This is a genomic window from Desulfobacterales bacterium, from assembly GCA_029211065.1.
GTDB lineage: Bacteria > Desulfobacterota > Desulfobacteria > Desulfobacterales > JARGFK01 > JARGFK01.
In genome coordinates this window covers 43,697-69,990 of the sequence record JARGFK010000005.1, presented here as the reverse complement: position 1 = coordinate 69,990, position 26,294 = coordinate 43,697, and the positions used below count along the sequence as shown (strand labels likewise).

20 protein-coding genes are annotated in these 26,294 nt (G+C 53.6%); 5 read left to right on the top strand and 15 right to left on the bottom strand.

What is annotated here, in order from left to right:
- Positions 1 to 159: 159 nt before the first annotated feature.
- From P1P89_02355 to nuoE, 15 genes are all read right to left on the bottom strand, one after another.
- Positions 160 to 2,058 (bottom strand): GAF domain-containing sensor histidine kinase, encoded by a 1,899-nt coding sequence (locus tag P1P89_02355; protein ID MDF1590332.1) that lies wholly within the window; start codon positions 2,056 to 2,058, stop codon positions 160 to 162.
- 230 nt (positions 2,059 to 2,288) lie between these two features.
- Complete coding sequence (gene hypE, locus P1P89_02350) at positions 2,289 to 3,299, bottom strand: hydrogenase expression/formation protein HypE (protein MDF1590331.1); 1,011 nt, start codon at positions 3,297 to 3,299, stop codon at positions 2,289 to 2,291.
- 94 nt (positions 3,300 to 3,393) lie between these two features.
- A complete protein-coding gene (gene hypD / locus P1P89_02345; GenBank protein ID MDF1590330.1) occupies positions 3,394 to 4,584 on the bottom strand; it encodes a hydrogenase formation protein HypD in 1,191 nt (396 codons plus the stop codon).
- 71 nt (positions 4,585 to 4,655) lie between these two features.
- Positions 4,656 to 6,950: a carbamoyltransferase HypF gene (gene hypF / locus P1P89_02340; GenBank protein MDF1590329.1), complete on the bottom strand. Its 2,295-nt coding sequence runs from the start codon at positions 6,948 to 6,950 to the stop codon at positions 4,656 to 4,658.
- Positions 6,951 to 6,953: 3 nt separating this feature from the next.
- Positions 6,954 to 7,181: a HypC/HybG/HupF family hydrogenase formation chaperone gene (locus P1P89_02335; GenBank protein MDF1590328.1), complete on the bottom strand. Its 228-nt coding sequence runs from the start codon at positions 7,179 to 7,181 to the stop codon at positions 6,954 to 6,956.
- A gap of 355 nt (positions 7,182 to 7,536) precedes the next feature.
- Positions 7,537 to 9,024 (bottom strand): response regulator, encoded by a 1,488-nt coding sequence (locus P1P89_02330; GenBank protein ID MDF1590327.1) that lies wholly within the window; start codon positions 9,022 to 9,024, stop codon positions 7,537 to 7,539.
- 232 nt (positions 9,025 to 9,256) lie between these two features.
- Complete coding sequence (locus P1P89_02325; protein ID MDF1590326.1) at positions 9,257 to 11,272, bottom strand: cache domain-containing protein; 2,016 nt, start codon at positions 11,270 to 11,272, stop codon at positions 9,257 to 9,259.
- 34 nt (positions 11,273 to 11,306) lie between these two features.
- Positions 11,307 to 11,717: a response regulator gene (locus P1P89_02320; GenBank protein ID MDF1590325.1), complete on the bottom strand. Its 411-nt coding sequence runs from the start codon at positions 11,715 to 11,717 to the stop codon at positions 11,307 to 11,309.
- 205 nt (positions 11,718 to 11,922) lie between these two features.
- Positions 11,923 to 12,390 carry a hydrogenase maturation protease gene (locus tag P1P89_02315; protein MDF1590324.1) on the bottom strand — a complete coding sequence of 156 codons (468 nt, stop codon included), beginning with the start codon at positions 12,388 to 12,390 and terminating at the stop codon, positions 11,923 to 11,925.
- 2 nt (positions 12,391 to 12,392) lie between these two features.
- On the bottom strand, positions 12,393 to 13,823 hold the full coding sequence (locus P1P89_02310; GenBank protein MDF1590323.1) for a Ni/Fe hydrogenase subunit alpha: 1,431 nt from the start codon (positions 13,821 to 13,823) through the stop codon (positions 12,393 to 12,395).
- Between the two features lie 13 nt (positions 13,824 to 13,836).
- Positions 13,837 to 14,379: an NADP oxidoreductase gene (locus tag P1P89_02305; GenBank protein MDF1590322.1), complete on the bottom strand. Its 543-nt coding sequence runs from the start codon at positions 14,377 to 14,379 to the stop codon at positions 13,837 to 13,839.
- Positions 14,380 to 14,427: 48 nt separating this feature from the next.
- Complete coding sequence (locus P1P89_02300; protein ID MDF1590321.1) at positions 14,428 to 16,449, bottom strand: molybdopterin-dependent oxidoreductase; 2,022 nt, start codon at positions 16,447 to 16,449, stop codon at positions 14,428 to 14,430.
- 58 nt (positions 16,450 to 16,507) lie between these two features.
- Positions 16,508 to 19,549: an NADH-ubiquinone oxidoreductase-F iron-sulfur binding region domain-containing protein gene (locus P1P89_02295; GenBank protein MDF1590320.1), complete on the bottom strand. Its 3,042-nt coding sequence runs from the start codon at positions 19,547 to 19,549 to the stop codon at positions 16,508 to 16,510.
- Between the two features lie 78 nt (positions 19,550 to 19,627).
- Positions 19,628 to 20,011, bottom strand: a complete 384-nt coding sequence (locus P1P89_02290; protein ID MDF1590319.1) for a (2Fe-2S) ferredoxin domain-containing protein — start codon at positions 20,009 to 20,011, stop codon at positions 19,628 to 19,630.
- Between the two features lie 21 nt (positions 20,012 to 20,032).
- Positions 20,033 to 20,542: an NADH-quinone oxidoreductase subunit NuoE gene (gene nuoE, locus P1P89_02285; protein MDF1590318.1), complete on the bottom strand. Its 510-nt coding sequence runs from the start codon at positions 20,540 to 20,542 to the stop codon at positions 20,033 to 20,035.
- Between the two features lie 696 nt (positions 20,543 to 21,238).
- Here nuoE and P1P89_02280 point away from each other — a divergent pair.
- From P1P89_02280 to P1P89_02260, 5 genes are all read left to right on the top strand, one after another.
- Positions 21,239 to 21,664, top strand: coding sequence for a response regulator (locus P1P89_02280; GenBank protein ID MDF1590317.1), 426 nt, complete (start codon positions 21,239 to 21,241; stop codon positions 21,662 to 21,664).
- A 4-nt stretch (positions 21,665 to 21,668) separates the two neighbouring features.
- Complete coding sequence (locus P1P89_02275; GenBank protein ID MDF1590316.1) at positions 21,669 to 23,381, top strand: ATP-binding protein; 1,713 nt, start codon at positions 21,669 to 21,671, stop codon at positions 23,379 to 23,381.
- A 12-nt stretch (positions 23,382 to 23,393) separates the two neighbouring features.
- Complete coding sequence (locus tag P1P89_02270; GenBank protein MDF1590315.1) at positions 23,394 to 23,825, top strand: response regulator; 432 nt, start codon at positions 23,394 to 23,396, stop codon at positions 23,823 to 23,825.
- Positions 23,826 to 23,948: 123 nt separating this feature from the next.
- Positions 23,949 to 24,404: a response regulator gene (locus tag P1P89_02265; protein MDF1590314.1), complete on the top strand. Its 456-nt coding sequence runs from the start codon at positions 23,949 to 23,951 to the stop codon at positions 24,402 to 24,404.
- 113 nt (positions 24,405 to 24,517) lie between these two features.
- Positions 24,518 to 26,098 (top strand): DASS family sodium-coupled anion symporter, encoded by a 1,581-nt coding sequence (locus tag P1P89_02260; protein ID MDF1590313.1) that lies wholly within the window; start codon positions 24,518 to 24,520, stop codon positions 26,096 to 26,098.
- The last annotated feature ends 196 nt before the right edge of the window (positions 26,099 to 26,294 follow it).

The following is a 26,294-nucleotide window of genomic DNA, read 5'->3' as shown; positions in this document are numbered from 1 at the left end:
AATGAACCGCCAAGACGCCAAGCACGCAAAGGTTATTTCAGTTTTTTACTGATCGGGTGAAACGATCAGCAAAAAGGCTACCGTCCTGCGGGGCGGATAGCTGCGCTATACATGCTTTGCTCTTACTCAACAACTTTGCGCCCTTCGCGTCTTCACGGTTCAACCCTTATTCTTGCCGGGAAAATTCACCACAAACAGCGAACCCAGCCCTTCTTCGCTTTCAACAATGATCCGTCCGCCGTGCTGATCGACGACTTCCTTGACAAGGGCCAGACCCAGGCCGGTTCCGTGTTCATCTATTGCACGGGCGTTCTCGGCCCGGAAAAATTCAGAAAAGAGCTGCACCCTGGCCGCCGCCGGAATCCCGATGCCGGTGTCGCTGATTTGGATTTTTACCGATCCCTCGGCCGCGGCCGAAAATTCCACCCGTACCTTCCCCCCGGACGGCGTGTACTTGACGGCGTTTGAAACCAGATTTTCCAGCACCTGTTCAACCATATCGCCATCGCCCTGAATGATGGGTAGGGCTTCCGGGACCTGCATCTCAAAAACAAGCCCCTTCTGCCTGGCCTCCTCCTGAAACGTCCGTTCCATCCTCCCGGCCAGAAGGTTCATATCCACCGGTTTGTATTCCGCCTTGCGCCGCTGTTCCCGGCTTCTTGCCAGCACTAGAAGCTCATTGATCATCGCCAGCATCGTACGAACCCGCCGATCGACCCGCCGCAGGTATTCACTTTGGTCCGCGTTCAGCTCGCCCTGATACCCGCCCCGGACCACGTTAAGGATGCTTATGACCGCCGCCAGCGGCGACCGCAGATTGTGCGCCACCCGCATCATGAATTTCGTGCGTTCCTGGATCAGTTTTTCGATGGACTCGTAGGCTTGCGCATTTTCAATGGCCACCGCCACCAGGCCGGCCGCCTGTCTGAAAAAGTCGACTTCTTCGGGCGTAAACCGTTCGGGTGATTTACAATAGGCCCCCAAAATGCCGATTACTTTCTCTTCAACGATAAGGGGGACGAACAGGACCGACTGAATCCGGGCGGCGGCAAGATCTTCCCCGAACTGGAACATTTCCCGCCGGGTCAGGTGTCCGGTTACAAAGGGCTTGCCCTCAATGATCTCTCGGTTCAGCGGACTTTTGTCCACCGCCACGACTTTACTTTTAAATACATCGGCCACCAGTCCGTCGGCCGCCACAAAGCGGAGTTCTTTACCGTCTTCGCTGAGGAGCTTTATGGAAATGCCCACCACGCCCATCACCTGGCCCAGCTCCGCCGTGACGATTTTCAGCACTTGATCAAACTTGCGAATCGAACCGATGGCCTGGGTCATGGCATACAGGGCGTTCAGTTTCCGGTTCAGGCGTTTAAACGCTTCGGACAGATCCACCAGGTTGGATATCCGCTTTCGGAGCATGGTCATGATGGAGGAAGTGAAAAAGGCCGTAATGTAAACCGACGCGCTGAAAAATCCCAAAATGATCATCACGTGCGCAGGCAGATCGATCAGATTGAACGACTTGCCGGAAAGGGCCAGGGGGTGGTGCGCCAGCAGTCCGGTATGCTCGGCCGTAGTAATAGCGATCATGCCGGCCACAACCATGGTTGCAAAACCGTAGCTCGCCCGCGGCGGCAACAGGATCGAGGCAAAAATGACATGGAAGATAAAAAAGAAAATCAGCGGGCTGGCAATGCCGCCGGTAACGTGAATCAGCACAAACATCGCACCGAAATCCAGCCCGAACTGCCAGCGGGTCAGGTTCCGAATGTACTCCCGCTGCTTGACAATGTTCTCTACCTGGGTGCGACTCTTGAAATGAAATACCGTATTATAGATAAATATAAACGTTGCGACGATAAAGAAGGTCCCCAGTGAAAGACCGAAGCCGATTCGCTCGGCAACCACGGCCCCTATCGCAATACTGGGCGGCACAAACCAGCGAAGCTTGATGAACCAGCGCGTCCGCTCTTTTAATTCCTTGAAGACAACGCGTTTCTGTTCATCTATCTCCTCAGGCAAATCCCATTTTTCCTGATTCATATTGTCTTGAGACATATGGCAACTCCTTTTCAGGGGTCAGGTTTCAGCTTTCAGGTGTCGGGGCAAAGCAGTTTGCCCCTTTCTCTTCCTGACACCTGTTTCCTGACTCCTGACTCCAGATAACCGATCCCCGACGCCCGGTCCCCGATCCCTGTAACTACAGTCCATTGCCGACTGCCTACTACTTACTGCTTATTGCCTACGTGTCCTTCCCTGCTCCCTGGTCCCCGATCCCTGACGCCTGACTAGCATATTCTCGGAAGCTGCTCTCCGGTCAGCATGTCCACGATTCGAATACCACCGATGCGGGTCTTTAAACAAACCATTCCGGGATTGTCTGAAACCACCTCTCCAATGATACGCGCATCCAAGCCGTTTGGGTCCGCCTGCATCGCCCCAAGAATTTTTTCGGCATGCGCCGGACCGACAAACGCAAGCAGCTTGCCTTCATTGGCGATATAGAGCGGATCGAATCCCATCAGTTCGCATATCCCCAGGACTTCATTCTTAACCGGAATTTTGTCCTCATGGATGACAACCCCCACATGTGAGCGATCAGCGATCTCATTTAAGGCGGTCCCGACGCCGCCACGGGTGGGGTCCCGCAGCACATGGATATCCCGGCTGACGCCAAGCATCCTTTTTACCAGAAGGTGCAGCGGCGCTGTATCGCTTTTAAGGTCAGACGCAAAGGTCATCCCTTCTCGCTGGGTCATAATAACGACACCATGCTCCGCAATGCTTCCGCTCAGGATAATCACATCCCCAACGCGGGCATGCCGGCTGCCGACGACCACATCTTCAGGAATAACGCCGATGCCGGATGTATTAATGAAAATCCTGTCGGCAGCCCCTTTGGGGACCACCTTGGTATCCCCGGTCACAACGGTTACTCCGGCCGCCGCCGCCGCCTGACTCATCCCCACGAGAATTTTTTCAAGATCCGCAACGGCGAAACCCTCTTCGATCAGCAATCCCACGCTGAGATATTGCGGGGTGGCGCCGCACATGGCGACATCGTTGACGGTCCCGTTGATCGCCAGATCACCGATGCTGCCGCCGGGGAAAAAAATAGGATCCACCGTAAACGTGTCGGTTGAAAAGGCAAGCCGTTTACCCCCCAGCTCCAATTTGGCGCCGTCATCCATTTGCGAGAGAACGGGATTGTCAAAAAGGGGCAGCATCATGTCGGAAATCAGGCGGTGTGACATTTTCCCGCCGCTCCCGTGGTCTAAAAGAATTTTAGCGTTGGCCATCATAAACTCCGGTTCAGCTCAAGGTTTTAGCGAGCATTCTTTTTAATTCTTATCCCAATCTGTTGAATAGGGTTCAGGGGCCGGGGGTCAGGTTTCAGCTGTCGGTGCAAGGCGATTTGTCCCTTTCTCTTCCTGACACCTGATCCCTGACACCTGGGCCCCGGCTTCTGGCCCCTGATCCCTGACCCCCGATCCCTGACCCCTGGTACCTATAATATGCCGCACAGGTCCCCTCACTGGAAACCATGCACGCACCCACCGGATCTTCGGGCGTGCAGACTTTTTGATACAGCGGACACTCCGGCGGAATCTTCCGGCCGGTAAGGATCTCTCCGCAGCAGCAGCCCTTGGGTTCCACCGATTCCGGCACTCTAAAATCAAGCATCTTTTCCGCGTCCAGATCGGAGAATGTCGCCCTGATCTTGAGCCCGCTTTCCGGGATGGTGCCGATTCCACGCCAGGCGGCATCCCGCACCTCAAAAACGTCCTTCATGATCTGCTGGGCCTTTGTGTTTCCGTCAACCGTAACAACCCGGCGATAATCATTGGAAAGCTCAGCCTTGCCGCTTTCGATCTGCCGGATTAGCGTGTAGATGGCCTGCAGGATATCGACCGGTTCAAATCCGGCAACCACGCAGGGGACCCGATATTTCTGAAAAAAGGGAACATACCCCCGGGTACCGATGATGACGGAAACATGGCCCGGCAAGATAAATCCGTCAATGCGTACATCCTGGTTTCCCATCAGTGCAAAAAGCGCCGGCGGAACGCATTTGTGCGCCGAAAAAACAAAAAAATTGTCCAGTCGCATTTCCCGTGCCGCAAGCAGGGTTGCAGCTATGGTGGGTGCGGTTGTTTCAAAACCCACCCCCGGAAAAACCACTTTTTTATCCGGATGCTGTCTGGCAATCTTGAGTGCGTCATCCGCGGCATAAACCATCCGGATGTCCCGACCCTCGGCGCGTTGCTTCTGCAGGGATGACGATGTCCCCGGAACCCGCATCAGGTCGCCGAAGGTTGCGATGATTACTTCATCCAGCCCGGCCATCCGGATAAACGTGTCGATCTCTTTTTGAGTCGTGACACATACCGGGCATCCCGGGCCCGACAGCAATGCGATGGTTTTCGGGAGCATGCCGCGAATTCCGTTCCTGAAAATAGAGACGGTGTGGGTGCCGCACACCTCCATCAGGCGAATCGGCCGTTTGCTCGCACGCCTGATGTTGTCGGCAATACGCCCGGCAATTTCCGGATCCCGGTATTCCTCCATGTATTTAATGCCCATCGGCTCCCTTTCCAATTCAACATTCGATGGTGGACGTTCAATGTTCGGCGTCCATTCAGTAAAAGTCCCCCTCACCCTCCGAGCACTGCAGCGGCGATCACGGCCTGCCCCAGGGATATGCCCCCGTCATTGGCCGGTACCTGGCGATGGCTGTAAACGTCAAACCCTTTATGGCTCAGGGCCTGTTCTAATCCACTTAAAAGTATCGCGTTCTGAAAAACCCCTCCGCTCAGCGCAACCCGGTTCAGGCCGCTGTCGGCTCTGATCGCCCCGCACAGGTCGGTAAACATCCGGATCAGGGTCAAATGGAACCTGGCGCTGATTTCCGCTAGCGGCAAACCTTCCTGGACATCCCGCACAACGGCCCGAATGATGGGTTGCACCATCACCTGATAGATTTCTTCCGATTTCCATTCATAGTCATAAAATACGGGCGTCTTTTCTGATGCCGCCATCTCCAGTTCCATAGCCGCCTGGCCTTCAAAAAACACATGCGTTCGGATCCCCGCGATGGCGGCAACGCCGTCAAAGAGACGACCCAGGCTGGAGGTGGCGGGCGAGTTGATTTTCTTAGTGATCATCTCAATGATTCGCACGATCCGGTTCTCATCGATCGCTTTAAACAGCGGAAGGTCCAGGTTCCATAAAGCCTCGCCGAAAGCGGCATGGAGATAACTGACCGCCATTTTCCAGGGTTCTTTAATGGCGGAAGCACCGGCCGGCAGGGAAACGGTCGATAGGGACGCAGCCCGTTTGAAACCTGCCGGACCCGCGATCAGGATTTCACCGCCCCAGATGCTGCCGTCCGTTCCATAACCGGTTCCGTCAAATGCAAGACCGATCACCTCTCCCTCCAGCCCGTTTTCGGACATACAGCTCACAACATGGGCATGGTGATGCTGAACCTGAAGCTTTTGGCCCTTTTCCTGTTCCTGCACATAGCGGGTGCTCAGATAATCCGGATGGAGGTCGCAGACCAGGATTTCGGGATGGATATCCAGTATCCGCTGCATATGCACAATGGTCAATTTAAAAAAATCATATGCTGCCAGATTCTCCAGATCTCCGATATGCTGGCTCAGAAAAGCCTGATTTCCTTTGGTGAGACAGACCGTATTTTTTTGTTCGGCGCCGCAGGCAAGCACAGGCGGGACCCGGCATTTTAAAAAAACAGGCGCCGGCACAAAACCTCTTGAGCGCCGCATAAAGCGGGTGTCGCCCGCTGTTCGTTTGACGATGGAGTCATCACTGCGCAAATAGATTTCTCTGTCATGGGTTAAAAAATAATCGGCAATATCCGCCAGGCGCGCAAAGGCGTCGTCATTATCGATGGCGATGGGTTCCTCGCTGCGGTTTCCACTGGTCATCACCAGGGCCGTAAAGCCGCAGTTTAAAATCTGATAATGGAGGGGGGTATAGGGAAGCATGACACCGAAATACGTGTTGCGCGGAGAAACCTGTTGCGAAAGGGGATTGGGAATCCGCTTGCGCAGCAGAACGATCGGGCGCTGCGGCGATGTCAGCAGGTTTTCTTCCTCGGCATCGACATGGGCGTAAACAGCGATATCCGACAGATCGGTTGACATCAGCGCCAGCGGTTTCTCTTCACGAAGCTTTCTTTGCCGCAGGCGGGTTACGGCCTCATCGTTTTCAGCATCGGCCGCTATATGAAACCCACCCAAACCCTTGACGGCCAGAAGATATCCTTCTTTTATCAGCGCCGCGGCATGTTCGACGGGATTGGGCGCATCCATCTTTTTTCCGGCACGATCATAAAGGGTGACCTGGGGACCGCACACGGCGCAGGCATTCGGTTGCGCATGGAATCGCCGGTTGCCGGGATCGTCGTACTCGGACTGACAGCTGCGGCACATTTTGAATTTCCGCATGGAGGTGTTGGGACGGTCATAGGGGATATGATCAATAATCGTATAGCGCGGCCCGCAATTGGTGCAGTTAATGAAGGGGTATCGATACCGCCGATCCGTGGGATCGAACAGCTCCTTAAAACAATCGGCACAGATGGAAACATCCGGGGAAATCAGAGTCGAAACGGTTTTTTGGTGTTGGCTTTTTGCGATGGTAAATTTGCGAAAATTCTTCAAGGGTTCATCGCTTGTCACCAGATCGGTTATGCGGGCCAGCGGCGGGCAGCTTTGGATAAGATCCCTGCCAAAGGACTCGATGTCCTCACGGAAACCCTCAACATGCAGGGAAACCCCGGATGAGGTGTTGGCAATCTCGCCTTTCAGCCGGTACCGGTTTGCCAACCCATAAACAAAAGGACGAAAGCCGACCCCCTGGACGATGCCGTTTACCCTGAACTTTCTTGCAATGCATTCCGGCACCATGCTTTTGACGGCCATAAATCACCCATCAAACTCCATCGCAGCGACTTTCCGTAATATTTTCAACGATTCCAGTGCTTCTGATTCGTCAATTTTTCGGATGGCAAAACCGGCATGAACGATCACATAATCGCCGACCCTGGCATCTTCAATGAGGATCAGATTCGTCTCTCTGGTAACGCCTTCAACGTCGATGATCCCCATATTGTTTTCAATCTTCACGATTTTTGACGGTATTGCCAGACACATATTTATTTATTCCTTGAGACAAACCTCGATCGGCCAGTTAGTTTTTGATATAGCCGGTTCAAGGGTTCGGGTGTCAGGTGTCAGGGTTCAGGGCAAAGGAATTTGGCCATTTATTTTTCCATCCCCCGATTTTCCTGGTCTGACTGTTCACTTGTCACTCGTCACTTGTCACTCGTCACTTGTCACTCGTCACTTGTTACTCGTTATTGTTATTCCTTCTCAGCCTCAACCTCAACATTTTCTCTTTCCCCCGACCCCTGATCCTTAATCAGTTGTCACCGCAATGCATTGCTTACTGCTTACTGCTTACTGCTTACTGCTTACTGCCTACTGCCTACTACTTACTGCCTATTGCCTACTTGTCCTTCCCCTGCCCCGGAAGCCAGACCGTGAAGGTGGTGCCTTTATCAAGTTCACTTTCAACTGCGATGCGTCCATGATAAAAATCCACGATGCGTTTGACGATGCTTAACCCGAGCCCGGTGCCGGTAATGAGACTGGTCGCCTCTCTTTTTTCGCGAAAAAATTCCGAGAACAGACGGCTTACGCCATCCTTGCTGATACCGATGCCGGTGTCCGCGACGGAGATCCTCACATAGGGACCGTCCGGCTCAGCCCAAATTCTCACCTGGCCGCCATGTCGGTTATATTTGACGGCATTGCCCACCAGGTTGTTCAGCATCCGTATGAGTTCTTCCCGGTCCGCCGGAACAGCGGGCAGACCGTCAGGAACCTGAACTTCAAGGCGGATCTCGTTCCGGTCGGCAAGGGGCTCTATGAGTTCCTTGATTTCTTTTAATACCCCCCCCATATGTTGCGGGGTGATTTCACGGCGGACGGTCCCCCCCTCCATCCGTGCCATGTCAAGCAAATCACCGACCAGATCCATCAAGGCATGAATACGCTGCTTTGAGCGCTGGATGATTTCGTGCTGCTTTTGACTGTCCTGGACAAACCCGCCGTCGATTGCCGCCAGGTAACCGTCCACGGCCGCCAGAGGGGCCCGCAGTTCATGGGCCACCATATTCATGAACTGGGCCTTGACCTGTTCCACGCGTTTCATGTCGGAAATATCCCTGAGGACCGTAACGGTGCCCAGGAACCGACTGGAAGTGAGATCAATCACCGGAGCCACATTTGCCAGAACCCAGCTTTCTTTTGATTCAAGACTGAGCCGGATCTCATTTGACAGACGTTTTTTCCGGGCTGATGCAGCGGTAATCATCTCGATCAAATCCTTACATTCCAACACCTCTTCCGTTTTTAACGGCGCCCGGATGGATTGAAGGCTGGAAAACATCTTACGCGCTGCCGGATTGTAAAGCACCAGTGCCTGTTCAGCGTTGCATACTATCACTCCGTCGGTCATGCAGTCAATGACGGTGCGAAACTGACTCTTTTCCGTTACGAGTTCAAGCATCCGCCGGCGCCGTTCGGCTTCCAGCCGATTGCGCTCGCGAATAAGACGCACCCGTTCCAAAGCCCGATCCGTCAAACGCAGCAGGTCGTCCGGAGCAAAAGGTTTGGCGATAAAGTCGTACGCTCCGCGCTTGGTGGCTTCCACCGCAGATTCAATGGTGGCATAAGCCGTTATCATGACAAAGACGGTTTCAGGGACCAGCGCCTGGCCCTGGAGCAGGAACTCAAAACCGCTGATGCCCGGCATGCGCAAGTCAACCAGGACCAGGTCGATGTTCGGCTGCTGCTGCAGAAGTTCCAGTCCTTTTTCACCGTTCTCGGCCATCAGGACGATGTGGCCCTGGGAACGCAGCACCCGTTCACACCCGCGTCGGATGCCGGGTTCATCATCCACCACCAAAATTTTGTGGGCTTCAGCTTGCATGGATTAAAATCATTCACATCCCCTTTATAGCGTTGCACCCAGAGTCTACCCACATTGGAATCCGAAGCACCAAATTAGAAATACGAAACAAATCCAAATGACCAAAATTCCAAGGTTCCAAACCTGCTATCGATCGCATCTAATACGTTTGGGCCTTGCGTTTTAAACATGCGGTCATTCGAATTTCGAATTTGTTTCGAGCTTCGATATTCGGATTTCGAATTTAGGACCTCTAAACAACTCTTGTTGGCATATTGGGTTGAACTTCGATATTATCCGCCGGCTCTTCTATCAGGACGTCCGGCAACGGCAATTCAAAAATGATGTCCAGCCATTCATGATACCTGCTCTGCGCATGGATAGCGCCCCCGTGGCGTCGAATGATTTCACGGGTGATAAACAGCCCCAGACCGGTCCCTCGGCCCGGCTGAACTTTTGCAGCGGTTTGCAGGCGTGAAAATTTTCTGAACAACCGATCGATTTGATCAGCCGGCACCCCCGGACCGTCATTCCATACATGCAACTCAGCTTTATCGCCCAGGCGTTTTCCCCACAGTTTTATGACCCCGCCGTCACGGCCATAGCGGGTGGCGTTGCCGAGCAGGTTCTCGTAAACAATTTCCAGAAGCGCCGGATCGGCCTGGACGAACAGGTCCTCCGGAAAATCCACCTCTACCCGCATCCCTGTGGCCTCCAGCCGGCCCCGGAAATTACTCAAGACCGGACGAATCACGTCCGATTCCAGATGCACGGGTCTCGCCCGCACCTGTAATTCGCCTTTTTCTATTCGCGAAAGATTGAGATAATTGAGAGTCATCTCTTCGGCCCGGTTGATGGCCGTGACGACATCGTTGAGGGCCTCTTTCTGTTCTGCGCTGACGTTTCCGATGTAGCCGTCATGCACGGCCAGCAGGTTGATTTTCATTGCCGCGATCTGGTTCTTGAGTTCATGGGTGATAAATTCCAGGGCGTCCAGATAATTCTGAACCCACTCTTTGAGTTCCGTTGCCGTTTGCTGCAGATCATCGCGGCTGTGCTGCAGTTGCCGGTCGCGTTCCTTCAGAGAGCTGACCATCTGATTGAATGCGCTGGTCAGACGGTAGATCTCGTCTCTTTTTGCTTCCGTCGAATAAGATAACTGGTAATTGAGATTGCCGCGCGCAACCTCGTCCGCCCCGACGGTCAACTGGGTAATGGGGCGGGCCTGCCGGGCGCTCAGCCAGAGCGAAAGGGAAACGGCGCATAAAAACACCAGCACGGCCACAACGCTGAACAGGGTCATCGCCTGCCGACGCATATCGTCATAACGTTTTTTCAAGACCCCGACGTACAGCATGCCGACGATTTCTTCGTTCAGGTTCCGCAGGGGTTCGTAAGCGGAAATGTACCAGCTGTCCACCACAAAGGCCGGACCGGTCCACATGTGGCCTTCATTCAGAACCTTATCATAGACCTCAGCGGAGACGCGGGTGCCGATCGCGCGCTTTCCGTCCGGGCCGACGACATTCGTCGTGATCCGGACATCGCCCTGAAATATCGTCACCGTTCCCATGTTCTTTCCGCCGTAAGTGGCGGCCGTAAAGACGTTTTCACGTACAAAGTCAACGAAGTCGAAGTTCTGGTTGATGACGGTTCCCACCCGGACAATGCCGGTCAATTCCTGATGATCGTCCAGAATAGGGGCGGCGGCTTCAAGCACCATGGCCGAAGTGATTTCCCGGGGTCCCCCGGGTTTTGCATGCGGAGTCGACAGGACGGGAATTTTGGTACGCGCGGCCAGCGCGTCGTTCTTGATGGTTAAGGTTTCTAAGGGGAGAATCGAAATACCGGCAGCCGATTTTCTAGTTTGAAGAACGCAGGAAATGACGGGGCTGATGGAAGCCTGGGCGCCCAGGTTATCGCCGGAAGCAGTGGTCAGGATCGTTCCGCGGCTGTCTAAAATATGCAGGAAATCATATTCCAGCTTGATGCGCAGTCCATCCAGAGTGTGCGTATCAACCGCCTGATGGGAAGACAATTTCTCGGAAATGTCGCCTTCGGAGATAACTAGGCAGGCTTTGAGGGCTTCATCGAGCCGTCGCTCCCACATGGCCCGGGCTGTCTTTAACCCTAAAACCACCCGGCGCTCGGCCTCTGATATGACCATCCGCTTGATCAGAAAACTGCCGGCCAGAATGGTGAGGGCGCCTGAAAGCACGACGACCCCGACAAAGGCGCCCAGCAGCCTCACCCTCAACGGCAAGTCCATTATAATTCCTTCATTCGCCCCGGATTGTTGCGCACTACTCGCTTTTCTCTTTGAGCAGCCGCTCAATCGCAGAGAAAAGTTTTTCCGGCTGGATCGGCTTTTCGAAGAACATCGTGACCGGCCAGTCCTCGCCCATAATGTGCTGAAAATTCTCCGGCCCCTGTTCCACCATTTTCTGCGGGAATGAGGTCAGCATGAGTATGGGAATTTTTTTATATTGCGGGCTGCGTTGGAGCTTATAGGCAAGATCGAAACCTTCTGTGTCGGTGGACATCATGACATCCAGAATAATAAGGTCCGGGATTTTCCGCTCCATTTCCGCATACCCTTCCTTACCGTTATAAGCAGCCCGAACCTCGTACGCTTTACTTTCAAGGACAATGCGCATCGAATCAACCAAATCCCTGTCATCGTCGATAATAAGGATGTCTGCTGTGTTTTCCATGGGTTACTCCTAGTGTAATCGGTTCAAGGTTCAGGGTTCACGGTTCACAGTTGCAACGTTCTTCAGGAAAGTTTGTCAACGTGTATCTTTAACGATGATCCCTCAACCCTGTTTGGGTTTCCGGGTTAAAGGGTAATAGCTCCTTTAACTTCGGTTAGTTTCTTCAGCTGTGAACCGTGAACTGTGAACCCTTTAACCCTAATTTTTAATTCTTCTGGCAGATAAACTCTAAAATTTCAAGACTTACCCGATCGGCTGTCCTGGCAGACTCCGGGCTGAGCCCCTCGCCGAATCCAAAATCACTCCCGTGTATCGAAACCAGCCAGGCGGAAGCAGCACGACTGTAAAGCGCCTGCATAAGGCCCAGGAGGAAGGCCGGATCGACATGATGGGTCAGATAGGGAAGCACCTGCATTTCAGGGTAGAGCCGGCGCCATTTCCGTCCGCCCTCCGGGTTGTCGATGGTCGCGTCAACAAACAGGATCTGATCGGCCTCCCGCAAATCTTCAACCAGATCGGCCCCGAGCTGGGGCACTGCCAGAAGGCGCACCCCTTTTTTCTGTTCTAAAGCCCCTTTCAGTTTCTCCACGACATAGGGACCAATGCCGTCATCCCGGCGCTGCCGGTTCCCGTATCCGACAATCCAACACGCCTGTGCTTCAAGGGTCGACACGGCTAATCCCTCCGCAATTCATGCAGAATCTCGCCGCTATGGCCGAAAATCTGGATTTTCAACGCCATCTGGCCAAGGGCATGGGTAGCACATGACAGGCAGGGGTCATAGCAGCGGATCGCGCCTTCCACACGGTTTAGCAGCCCTTCCCGAACATCGCCCTTGTGGATATATTCCTTGGCCACCAGCTCAACCGATCGATTTATGGCGATATTGTTGTGGCCGGTGGCCACAATCAGGTTGGCCTTCTCAATAGCCCCGTACTTGTTGACCCAGTAGTGATGGATCAAGATTCCCCTGGGCGCCTCGATGACACCGACGCCCTCGGCATTGGACGGGTTCGTCGTAATTCGGATCTCAGTCCCACAAACGCGTTCATCTTTCAGGATTTCCTCGGCTCTTTCCAGGCAATTCAGGAGTTCGATCTGGCGGGTGTAATGATACAGCAGGGTGCAGCCCCAGAGTCCGTCCCGGGTCAGGGCCAGGTAGTTCCTGAACTCTTTGTCCGCCCGAGGGGTGCTCATGCCGTCAGCGGCATTCAGCCTTGCCAGGGGTCCCACCCGGTAAGCGCCCTGGGGATACCCTTGGCTTTTGTAAAATGGAAACTTCATATAAGACCAGGGTTCCACATGCTCCCCGATAAATGTCAGATAGTCCTTGGGTTCGAATTCAGCCAGCACCTTCCTGTCGGGGTCTGCGATCCGAATTCTGCCTTCGTACATGTTGGGGCATCCGTTTTCATCCATGAGTCCCACATAATTGGATCTAAAATTGGCAAACCGTTTGACTTCCGCCAGATTTTTCTCTCCCCAGCCTTTAACAATGTCCAGAGCCGTTTCACAGGTGCTGTAAGCTTCGGCAAAACCAGCCAGCAGCCGGTCGCGGTCTTCACGGTGCAGGGTATTGGTGACCCCTCCCGGAATGGCGAATGCGGGATGGACTTTTTTGCCGCCCAGGGCCTTGATGATCTCCTGGCCGAACTTTCTCAATTGGATGCCCTTTACGGCGATTTCCGGAAATTTCGCCACCACTCCCACCACATTGCGCTGGGCCGGATCCGAATCCCATCCCAAAAGGAGATCAGGACTTGCCAGGTGAAAGAAATGCAGGGCATGGGACTGAATGAATTGTCCCATGTGCATTAATTCTCTGAGGAGTTTGCCGGTTGCGGGAATTTCGATCCCCAGGACGGCGTCGCAGGCCTTGGCCGATGCCAGCTGATGGCTGACCGGACAGATGCCGCAGATCCGCTGGGTGATGATGGGCATCTCTTCAAAAGGCCGCCCCTCGCAGAACTTTTCGTATCCTCTGAACTGGGTTACATGAAAATAGGCATCCTGCACCTCGCCGGCTGCATCGAGGTTGATGGTCACTTTCCCATGCCCCTCCAGCCGGCTGATGGGATTGATGGTTATCTTTCTTAGAGTCTTCATATCGGTCGTCTCCTCAATCAAAATGGATCAGCTCTATTGGAAGAACCGGCAGCCGTCCCTGTAAGATTTCAGTTAAACTATGTGCAATGGCTTCCGGCGAGGGCGGGCACCCCGGTACATATACATCCACGGGGACCACCTCATTTACCGGGAGAACCTTGTCCAGCAGAACAGGAAGTTCTGCATGAATGGGCAACACGCCGTTCACCGTGCTTTCGGTCTCAATATAACCCCGCCTGAGAATTTCTTCCGTGGGAATCCAGTTCCGCATCGTGTTGACCCCTCCGAATACCGCGCAATCTCCCCAGGCCACAAGAATCTTGCACTTCTTTCTGAGGTGATGGGTAATTTCCAATTGTTCCTGATTCCCGACGCCGCCTTCGATAATTCCGACCGTTACTTCCGGAAAATCAAAATCTTTAAAATCGGTAATGGGTGTCACCGTTAATTCGATTTTACCCAGGATATCCACCAGGCTTTCGTCCAGATCCAGAAAGGACATATGACAGCCGGCGCATCCCTCCAGCCACACGGTTGCTACCTTCGGTTTTGCCATGAACGACCTCCATTGTTAACAGCTAAAAACTGTTTGGTTAAGCAATTCCTATTTTTTGATTTCGTGTTCGGCCTTTTTGGAAAGGTTTTTCCAGGATTGATACTCCGGTTTAAAGCCGACGCGTTCAGCCAGATTTTTGAATATCTCCCATGAATCCATTACCCCCGCCGGCGCCTGCAGCGTTTTTTGCTTATAGGCGGTTTCATGGCCCTCCACGGAAGTAAAGGTTCCTTCCTCCTCCAGCCATGCGGGTTTGGGGATCAGTGCATCGACCTGGTCGGCCAGGGATTCAGGAAAGTAGGGGCTGATCGCCGCAACAAAGCCTGCGCTTTTGAGTCCTTCCAAAGCCGCAAGATACGAATCGTCCGGTTCGCCGAGAAGGACCAGGCCCGCTTTCCATTTGCTTTTGCCGGGTACTTTGTTCGAAGATGAAATTCCCATCTTCCAGGCGCCGGCGCTGTTGCCGCGGGGTTTTAGGATGATCAGCCGCAGGGTGTTGTCCGGATAAAGCCCCTTCTGCTTTGCCAGACTCGCGATATCAGCCAAGACGGCGGGATCCTCAAGACCGGTAAGTTTTTCGCCCACGACAAATAAGGGGTTTACCGAATCGGAAAAGGCTTTAACCACTTCATGAAAAGCCTTGACGGCATCTGCATCAAGACCCGCCTTCTCCAGGAGTTTACCCCCATCGCCCGACCCCTTTATGCCGGCCTTCAGAGCTCCTATCAGCAGGGGCAGCGCCCCATCCGCCACGGGAATATAATACGTAGCATAGGGTTGAATCGGATCCGTCTCCCCCAGAACAGCCACTTTTTGACTGCGTTGCAAGATCCCCTTGCCCAGGAGGGTTGAAATCATCGGCTGGCTTTGGGAGGGGGCTGCGCCCAGCAGCATGACCATATCGGCTTGCGGGATCATTTTCCATGAGGCTTCCCTGAAAGCTTCCTTCCCTTCCTTATAGACTCCGGCAACGGTCCTGAAATGGGCCCCGTCAAAAGTGTCCACATAGACAGCCGAGCATCCCTGCGTCATGAAATCTCTGAACAATACCAGTTCTTCATTGGATGCCGCACTGGAAGCCAGCCCGAATATGGCTTCGCCCCCCTCTTTCTTTTTAACGTCATTCAGCTTTCCGGAAACCAGTTTAAGAATTTCATCCCAGGTCGACTTTTCCCAGGTGCCATTGCCGGAACGCACCATGGGACTGTCCAGGCGTTTTCCCGTATTTTTCAATGCTTCAAACCGGCCTTTGTAGCAGAGCTGGCCCCGATCCGGACGGCCGTTATCCCCCGTGAGCTTGCCTTCAATGTTGAGCAGGTTATTGTCCTTGACAAAGTTAACGGTCGGACACAGCAGCCCGCACTGGGAGCAAACGGTATCGAGCGGCTGCCAGTCCTTTGAATGCCCCTTGACCGCATAGTGGCTGCGGTAGCGGTTGACCATCGCACCGGTGGGACACACCTGCATGCAGATGCCGCAGCCGTAGCAGCTGGATTGTTCACGGGTTTCGTCTAAATCCATACCGATGAGGTTTTTCGGTCCGCGGTTCTGGAAATTCAGCACCGACGCGCCGACAATCTCCTTGCAGGCGCGCACACACCGTCCGCACAGGATGCAGCGATTATGGTCGATGGCCATATATTCACTGGTAACATCCGTGGGAAACTTATTAAAGGAAAATGCAACCGTCAGATGATCCATCTGCAATTCATAGGCAAGTTTCTGAAGTTCACAATCCCCGCTCTGGGGACAGAACATGCAGTTATGGTTCCTTTCGGCAAAGATAAACTCCATCATGGTTCGGCGGCATTCAAGGATATAATCATTCGTGGTCACCACCGCCATGCCGCTTCGCACCGGCATCACGCAGCTGGCGATCAGCTTGGGAGAGCCGTCGACTTCAACCACGCACATCCGGCATCCGCCCCAGTTTGAAAGCGCCTCATGCTGGCAAAGGGTCGGAATGTCAATTCCGTTTTGCCGGGCCGCTTCAAGGATGGTCAAGCCGTCATCAACCAAGACCTCTTTGCCGTCTATCGAAAGCTTTACCTTATTGACCTTTGTTTCCATGGTATGTTCTCTCCATTTAAAATATCATATAGTCGTCAAGAATATCTGCCTGGCACGCTTATTCAATCTGGATATCGCAACGCAGGCAGCGGCTCGCTTCCGTCAGCGCCGCTTCCTTCGACAACCCCAGTTCCACTTCCCTGAAATCCTTAATTCTTTCCAGACAAGCCACTTCGGGAATGCAGACACGCGGAATCTCCTCGGTTTCTTCCTCCAAGACCATGGGAATTGGGATTTCCTCTTCCACGGGAACGTAGAGCGCTTCTCCATTTTGCAGGCGAACGGCCGCATCGATCTCGGCGGCGGCATGATGCCCGGCTGCCACAGCGCCGACCACCGTATCGGGACCGGTGACCGCATCGCCGCCTGCAAAGACCATCGCAGCGGCGGTTGCAGTCTTTGAACCCTTTACGACTTCAATGAGCTTTCGTTTGGTCACGCCGATCCCCGCCTGCCCGGCATCAAACGGGAAGATTGCTTCCTGACCGATGGCCAGAATCACCTGGTCCGCCTCCAGACTGAACTCGCTGCCGGTGAAGGGCACGGGTTTTCTGCGACCGCTTGCATCAAATTCACCCAAGGTCATCCGCTGGCAGATAACGCTTTGCAGCCGGCCGTCCGCCCCCTGGAATCGAACGGGGGCTGCCAGATATTCAATCTTGATTCCTTCGGCTTCAGCCGCATGAATCTCAACTTCCTGGGCCGGCATGTCTTCGCGCAGGCGCCGATACAGAATAGTCACCGTTTCGGCGCCGAGCCTCAGGGCCGACCGGGCGGCATCGACAGCGGAATTTCCGCCCCCGACGACGGCAACGTGTTTTCCCACCTTGGGATTTCTTCCCAGATTCACTTCCCGCAGGAACTCGATCGCCCCTTCGACGCCTTTCAGTCCATCCCCCTCTACGCCGGAACGTGCGCTGCGCTGGGCGCCGATAGCAAGATAAACCGCATTGTAGGCTACCCGTATCTCATCCCAGGAGACGTCCAAGCCCACCTTGGTATTGTTGCGAAACTCAATGCCGAGGGCCAGGATGTCGGCGATTTCTTGATCGAGAATCTCCCGCGGCAACCGGTAGGCGGGGATGCCCCAGCGCAGCATGCCGCCGGCCTGCGCATATTCATCGAAAAGGGTGACTGCATAGCCCCGCAAAGCCAGATCTCTTGCCGCCGTCAAACCCGAAGGACCGGCGCCGATGACCGCGATCTTTTCTTTGCGGGTTAACGGCGCTTTTTCCTGGCGCGGCCGGGCGGCATTATCGGTAATATAGCGCTTCAGATACTTGATGCCGACGGCTTCATCCACTGTGGACCGGCGGCACTTGGTTTCACACTTATGGTCGCACACCCTGCCGCAAATTGATGGAAACGGATTGGTTTTTAAAAGGACCTTATAGGCATCTTCCAGGCGATCGGCCTTGATTAAAGCCAGGTAGCTGGGGATGTCCATGTTGATCGGGCAGGCATGCATGCACGGGGTCTTGAAAAAGGCCTGACAGACCACCGCCGGGCAGCGATTTTCCCGAATGTGGGCCTCATACTCCTCACGGAAGTAGCGCAGGGTGGAGAGCACCGGGTTCGGCGCCGTTTGCCCCAGCCCGCAAAGCGCCGTGTTTTTAATGACATTGGCCCATTTTTCAAGTTTTTCGATGTCCCCTTCCTTCCCCTTGCCGTTGCAGATATTGGTCAGGATCTCCAGCATCTTCTGTGTACCCGCACGGCAGGGGGTGCATTTCCCGCAGGACTCGTCCTTGCAGAAATCCATGAAGAACCGGGCCATATCGACGGCGCAGGAGTCTTCGTTCATGACGATGAGCCCGCCGGAACCCATGATGGCCCCGAGTTCGGCGACCTTTTCGTAATCCACGGGCGCATTCAGGTGCTGTATCGGAATCATCCCGCCGGAGGGTCCGCCCAACTGGGCGGCCTTGAATTTCTTGCCCTTGGCGATCCCGCCGCCGATGTCATAAACGATCGTGCCCAGGGGGGTGCCCATGGGCACTTCCACAAGGCCGATGTTATTCACATCGCCGGTAAGGGCGAAAACCTTCGTCCCTTTGCTCCTCGTCGTACCCGCGCCGGCATACCAGGCGGCGCCGCGAAGGATAATCTGGCCGATGTTGGCAAGGGTCTCGACATTGTTCAGGATGGACGGACGCTGCCACAGACCCGAGATAGCGGGGAAGGGGGGGCGCGGTCTCGGCATGCCTCGTTTTCCCTCGATGGAAGTCATGAGGGCCGTTTCTTCGCCGCAGACAAATGCCCCGGCGCCCTTGTAAATCTCCAGCTCGAAATCAAAGCCTGTACCCAGGATGTCCCTGCCCAGCAGACCCGCTTCCCTGGCCTGGTCGATGGCGATATTGAGACGGTGGATGGCAAGCGGGTATTCGGCGCGGCAGTAGATGTAGCCTTGATGGGCGCCGATGGCCTTGGCGGCGATGACCATCCCTTCCAGCACAGCGTGAGGGTCGGCCTCCAGTACGCTCCGGTCCATGAAGGCGCCGGGATCCCCCTCGTCGGCGTTGCACAGGACATACTTGATGTCTCCGGGCGACTGCGAGGCAAATCTCCATTTAAGTCCCGTGGGAAACCCGGCGCCGCCGCGCCCGCGCAGACCGGAGTCCAGGACCTCCTTAACGATCTCTTCGGGCGTCATTTCGGTCAGGGCCTTGGCCATTCCGGCGTAACCGTCGCAGGCGATGTATTCCTCGATGATTTCCGGATCGATGATGCCCCGATTGCGGAGAACGCGGAGATCCTGCAGGGCGAAAAACGGAATCTCCTGCATCGTGGGAATGACCTCGCCGGTTACGGGCTCCTTGTAAAGGAGACGCTCCAGCACCCGGCCCTTGAGTAAATGTTCCTCGACCAGCTCCGGAATATCCCCTACCTGGACCATCATATACATGACGCCCTCGGGATAAACGACCATGACCGGTCCCATGGCGCAGAAGCCGTTGCAACCGGTCTCGACGACCTTGATCTCACCGGCCAACCCTCTCTTATCCAGTTCTGCGAGGAGGGCCTTCTTGACTTCGAGACTGCCCGACGCATGGCAGCCCGTTCCTCCGCAAAGCAGCAAATGTGCGCGAAACACCTTCATGATGGATTTCCTCCTGTATCTTCGAGAATATGGCGTATCGATGCCGGTGCGGCGCCAACCGCCCCCGGGCTATTATACCTATTTTACGATCTCGGCTCCCCGGGCCAGCACGAACGGGGTCTGGATCTCGCCTTCCAGAACGTGGCGCTTGAAGATCTGCCGCATCTTGTTGGGGTTCACATATTCGTATTTGATGGGCTCCTGCCCGGTGATTTCAACGGTTACGAGGGGTTCCCGGCTGCACAACCCCATGCAACCCGATGTGGTAACGGCCACATCGGATACGCCGGTTTCTTCGATCGCGCGCATCAGCGCGTCCATCACCTCGCGCGCCCCCGAGGCGATTCCGCATGTTCCCATGTGGACGGTCACCCGTGCGCGGCGATCCCCTTGACGCAGGGCCGTTTCCGCATGCACCCTGTCCTTGATCTTTTTCAAGTCCGCAATTGTCAGTTTTGCCATCGCTCCCACTCCTTAAATGGATTAAATGTAAGGCTCCAGGATGTCCTTGACCTTGGCCGGTTTGACCCGCCCGTGGACGTCGTTGTCCACAACCATCGCCGGACCCAATCCGCAGGCGCCCAGACAGCGCACCGTCTCGAAAGTGAACCGTCGGTCCGGTGTGGTTTCGCCATCCTTGATGCCGAAAGCCTGTGCCAAGCTTTCCGCAATGCGCTTGCCGCCGCGGACGTAACAAGCCGTTCCCAGGCAGGTCCGGATGGTATGACGGCCCCGGGGTTTTATGGTAAAAAATGAATAGAAGGTAACGACCCCATAGATCTCGCTGAAAGGAATCTTGAGACCGAAGGCGACTTTGCGCTGGATGGCCTTGGGTAGATACCCGATCGCTTCCTGAATCTCCTCCAGAACAGGGATGAGGGCGCCCGGCTTCAACTGATGATGTTCAATAATGGCATCTACGGCCGCCAATTGTTCCGGGCTGAATTCCTGCAATTCATCTCGCTCTTGTGCGACTGAGGTATTCGCTGACATGGGTTTCTCCTCTTGGTTGTTCAGATTTAAAAAAATAATTATTTTCAAAAGGTTCCGGTTTGTCGACCGGCAGGCCGGTTTACCGCTATCCTCTCCCGGCTGCCGCCGTCACCCCATCCCGAGCCTTTCGCCTACGGCGTCTGGCTCCTGCCGGCCGACCCAACCGTGGTGATGATAATTCCTAAGATGGAAATTGCCTTTTCCCTTTCATCGAAATACCATTCAAAAACCATGCCGATCCGGATGCCTTTGCGACTTCGTTTTATTATTATTATAACTTTTTGATATCATACATTAAATTTTTAACGCCGGTGTCCTTGACCCGATACCGGCTCGGTCGCCGGCCGGGAAGTGTCTATTCCTGGGAGACAGCCTGACATGAAAATAAGACCCGGCGGCTTTTGCGTCGCCGGCAGACCTGAACCACTCCCCGGCAACTTCCCCTTGCCCGAAATTATGGACCCGGAAAAATGAACGGGGCCTTGCCGTCTTACCGGACATCCTTTTTTTCAGACCGGTCCCTGTTTTACATTCTGTAAAGAAACCCGACACAACCTGTCGTCATCCATACTCAAAAAAATTTTTAAATAAATATTTATTATTTATTTACAAACGGTTACAATCGAATTCATTCTTGAAACAGGCTGGCACAAACCTTGCTGACAGCATTTACAAACACTCTTGCAAGGACTGCCTGTGGAAAGAAAATACACCATCTTAATTGCGGATCGGAATCCGCATGTGCGTGAATTTTTAAGGCGTGAAATGACGGCAGCGGGATATCGGATTATATTGGCGGATAAGGGCCGAGACGTTGTCAAACAGGTATATCAGAACGCGCCCGTCGATCTGCTGATACTGGATCCTGATTTGCCGGATGTGGAGGAGTCCGCCGTGCTCAAAAAAGTTCGCAACCGTATCCCGACGCTTCCGGTAGTCGTGCATACATTGATATCCGATTATGAAACCCACAAAGACCTTGCAAACGCAGCCGCGTTTGTCGAAAAAAGGGGAAGCAGCATCGAAAAACTCAGAGAGGTCGTTTCAGATATCCTGCAGCAGTCGAGCGTTAGGACGGCAGCAGCATCACCCCATAAAAATACAGACACCGGCGGATCCTAATAAAATGAACCGAAAAGACACCCCCAATAATCTTTATTACCACTCATTGACACGTAAGCTGATCCTCATCGTCATCATTGTTTCCCTTACCCCCATGATTCTGGTCATCGGTATTATTCTGGAACAGTTCCGGTCCTCTCACCATGAAAAAGTCCGTGCCCATCTCAAAGAACTGGTCCTGAAGCATAAGCAGCATATTGACGGATTTTTAAATGAAAAGCTGAGCGACCTGCGTTTTACTTCAAAATCCTTCAGCCTTGATGAACTGCGCAATGAAAACTTTTTGCGGGGGAAATTGACCGAGCTGAAAAGAGAATACAACGCTGTTTTTGAAGATCTCGGCCTGATCAACGCGGACGGTTTTCAGGTCGCTTATGCCGGACCGTTTGGATTGGCAAACGCTCTTTATTCTCAATCCGACTGGTTTAAAAAAGCCATCAAAAGCGATTTCTATATCAGCGATGTCTTCCTGGGATTGCGGGGAATCCCCCACTTTATTATCGCAGTCAAACAGAACCGGCAGGGGGATGATTGGATTTTGAGGACCACCATCGATTTTAAGTCCTTTAACTCTCTGGTGGAAAGCATCCGTATCGGCAAAACCGGCTCGGCTTTTATTTTAAATAAAGCCGGCGAATTCCAGACAACGTCTCAAGCCGATGCCGTCGCTGATAAAGAAACGTACCTGCACTTTATCGATAGCGTTGCCAAAAGCAAAGACGGCATTGATATAATTGAAAAAAAAGACGAGGCCGGCCGGAAAAGAATTTTTGTAGCGGCATCCCTCAAGCACGGGGACTGGCTGCTGATATACCGGCAGGACGCTGCCGACGCCTACGCCGATTTCAACCGGACCCAAAAAATCGCCTTGGCTATTTTTCTGCTGGGCGCGCTGGCCATCATCACCATGGCATTCCTGGTATCGAAACGCATGGTCAGCCGGATTGCCAAGGCAGACCGCGAAAAGGAGATGATGAACCAGCAGGTCATCGAAACCGGCAAGCTGGCTTCCATCGGCGAGCTGGCCGCCGGCATCGCCCATGAAATCAATAATCCGGTCGCCATCATGGTGGAGGAAGCCGGCTGGATCCAGGACCTGCTGTCGGAAGAAGAATTCGGGCAAAGTCAAAACCTGGAGGAATTCAACCGGGCCCTCAAGCAGATCAACACCCAGGGCAAACGCTGTAAGGAAATTACCCATAAGCTGCTGAGTTTTGCCCGCAAAACCGATCCGCGGGTGCACGAAGTCCAGATCAACACCTTGATCCAAGAGGTGGTGGGCATTTCCGATCAGCGCGCGAAATACAGCAATGTAACCATTCATACCGATCTTACCCCGGATCTGCCGCTCACCGAAGTCTCGCCAACTGAATTCCAGCAGGTTTTTCTGAACCTGATCAATAATGCTTTGGACGCCATGGAAAAAAAGGGGGGTACGCTCAATATCAGCAGCCGGCTGGAGGAAGATCGCGTGGTGGTCACTGTATCCGACAATGGGCCGGGAATCCCCCGAGAGTATCTTGCCAGGATATTCGACCCCTTCTTTACCACCAAAGCGGTGGGCAAGGGGACCGGTTTAGGCCTGTCCATCTGCTACGGAATTGTTAAAAAAATCGGGGGTGAAATCGACGTCCGCAGCGTTCTGGAGGAGGGCACGACCTTTGACGTCAAGCTTCCGATTTCTAAAAAAACGGAAATAATAAGCGATGCAAAATGAAAGGAGTATCTTATGCCGATAGCCCATGTACTTCTGGTGGATGATGAAGTCCCCTTTGTAGAGACCATGACCAAACGTCTCGCCAAAAGAGATCTTCAGGTCATTTCGGCCTTTAGCGGAAAAGAGGCTTTGGAAAAACTCAAGGAAATCTCCGGGATTGAAGTGGTCATTCTGGATGTCAAAATGCCGGGGATGGACGGTATTGAAACATTAAGGGAAATCAAAAGAAATTTTCCTTTAACGGAAGTCATCATGCTCACCGGTCATGCCACTGTTGAAACAGGTATCGAAGGTATGAAGCTGGGCGCATTCGACTACCTGATGAAACCCTGTGACATTGAAAACCTTCTCACCAAGGTAAAAGAATCCGCCGCCAAAAAAAGAAGCCATGAAAACAAGATCATCGAAGCGCGGCTGAAGGAAATTACGTCACGGCGTCCCTAAGACATAAGAAAAAATGCGCTGATGTTTTAAAATCCCTCCCGGCCTCCCTTTGCCAAAGGGAGGAGCATAATTTCCCCCTTTTTAAAGGGGGTCGGGGGGATTTCTTAAAGCGGGAGTTTGATAATGTCCCCAGATAAACCGCATCTTATCTCAACAGAACCGATCAGACTGCTGCTGGTGGACGATGAAAAGGGCTATGTCAACGTGCTCAGCAACCGCCTGTCACGTCGCAATATGCTTGTCACCAAAACCTATAGCGGCGAGGAAGCCATTCAGGTTGTTCGCAGCAGTGACTTTGACGTTGCTGTTCTGGACCTGAAAATGGAGGGCATGGACGGTATTGAAGTTTTGAAGATTTTGAAAAAAATGGATCCGAATCTGGTGGTGATCATGCTGACCGGACATGGCTCCGAAGAAGCCGCCCGGGAAGGAGTTGCCGCCGGCGCCTTTGACTATCTGACCAAACCCTGCGAACTGGATGACCTGCTGGCCAAGATCCAGGCAGCTTACAGGAGCCGGAAATCGGAGGAAGGCGGGAATAAGGGACCAGTGGCCGGGGACAAGGGATCGGGGGTTTGATCTTAATTGTTGATTGTTGATTTTTGATTGATAGGTTTTTACAATCGCCAATCCTGAATCATCAATCGACCATCGCCTGACACCTGAATTGTTTAATATACAAAGGAGAATATATGTTTTTAAAGTCAAAAGGATTCCAACTCTTTATCGCGCTTTCACTCGGTATCATCGTGCTGCTGCTGCCCCGTCCGGTGGGTACAAAATTCAGGATCACCGGAGATCCGGGCCAGGTACTATTTGAAAACATCCGTCAGCATTTCAGCCTTTTGACCGTTGAAAAAGATCCGGCCAAGGGGTATATCGTCGAAGCTTTAAATCCGGATTCATCCGGATCAAACGAAGAACTGCTGCGCTCAAAGACCGCCGAGCTTAAAATAAAAGGCCTTGCATATGATTACATCAACGGGCTTTCTCCCAAGGCCAAGCGGTTCCTGGCCGTTCTGGCCGTACTGATCTTTCTTTTTATTTCCGAACCGATCCCCCTTGAAATCACCGCCATCTGTATCGGCGTCTTTTTGGTCGTCATGCAAATCAGCAATGTCAAGGACGCCTGGGCGCCGTATATGCACCCGGTGGTTGTCTTTATCATGAGCTGTTTGATCTTCGCCATCGCGCTGGACAAGGTCGATCTCACCAAAAGATTTGGATATTTTATCATCAAGAAAGCCGGAACCAGCGTCGTGCGCTTTACATTTATTCTCTCCATCGGTTTGGGTTATGCATCGGCTTTTATGCACGATGCCGCCGCCGCTGCCATCGGCATCGTGACCATGCTGCCCCTCATGCGAGCCGCCGGGATCGAGCCCCATACCAACACGGCAAAGTTTATGATGCTCTCCCTCCCCTTTGCATGCTCCAGCGGCGGCATGGGAAGCCTGGTGGGAGGCGGCCGCTGTATGGTGTCGGCAGCGTTTCTCAAGGAATTCACAGGAATAGAGATCACATTTTTTGACTGGATGAAGTATGCCATGCCGGCAGCCCTGTTGACCGTACCCGCGGCCGTGGCAATCGTTTATTTTGTCTTCCGACCCGATCCCAAGTACAAACTTCCCAAATTCGACGAAGAACTTGGCCCCTGGACGCCTATGGAGATAAAAACGGTGAGTATTATTGGAATGACCTTCCTGCTGTGGCTGACCAAAGGGTATCACGGCATCGATTATTCCATCACCGGCATGCTGGGCCTTACGGCCCTGGTCCTTTTCAACATCTTAAAATGGGAGGATATTCACACCAACCTGGAGTGGGGAACCGCCCTGTTTATTTTCGGCGGCGGCATTTCCCTGGGGCTTGCCATGGATTCCTCGGGAGCGGCCGCTTATTTCGCCTACCTCTTTTTTCCTTATGTCCAGGGAGGCGGCTGGCTCCTTCTGTTCATCGGCGTCGGTGTCTTCGGCGCCCTGGTGACCAACGCCATGGCAAATGTGGCGGCGGCCGCCCTGATTCTTCCCATCGTCATCCCCATGGCGCAGCTAGAAGGGGTCAATCCCACCATTCTGGCGCTTTGTCTGGGAATGGCGACCTCTTTTGCCATGCTCCTGGTGATCGGATGTCCGCCCAATGCCATCGCTTACAGCTACCGTTACTTTAAATCGTCCGATTTGACCAAGGCCGGGTTGGTCGCCACACCGCTCCTGCTGGGAATACTGATTCTGGTGGCCGGCGTCTGGTGGAAAATACTGGGATTGGTGTGAACGGTTTGCGAGTTGCGAGTTACAGGACTCAAGTGAAAGCTTATTGCAATGGTTAATGGTATCGCGCGGAGACGCAGAGACGCAGAGAATGGCCCAACATGTCAAAGCGACAATTGCAGCTGATTTGCTTTTGCCGAACATCGCGCACCCGGCCCGGGTGTTTTACTGTCTTTGAAGAAAAATATCCTCAGCGTCT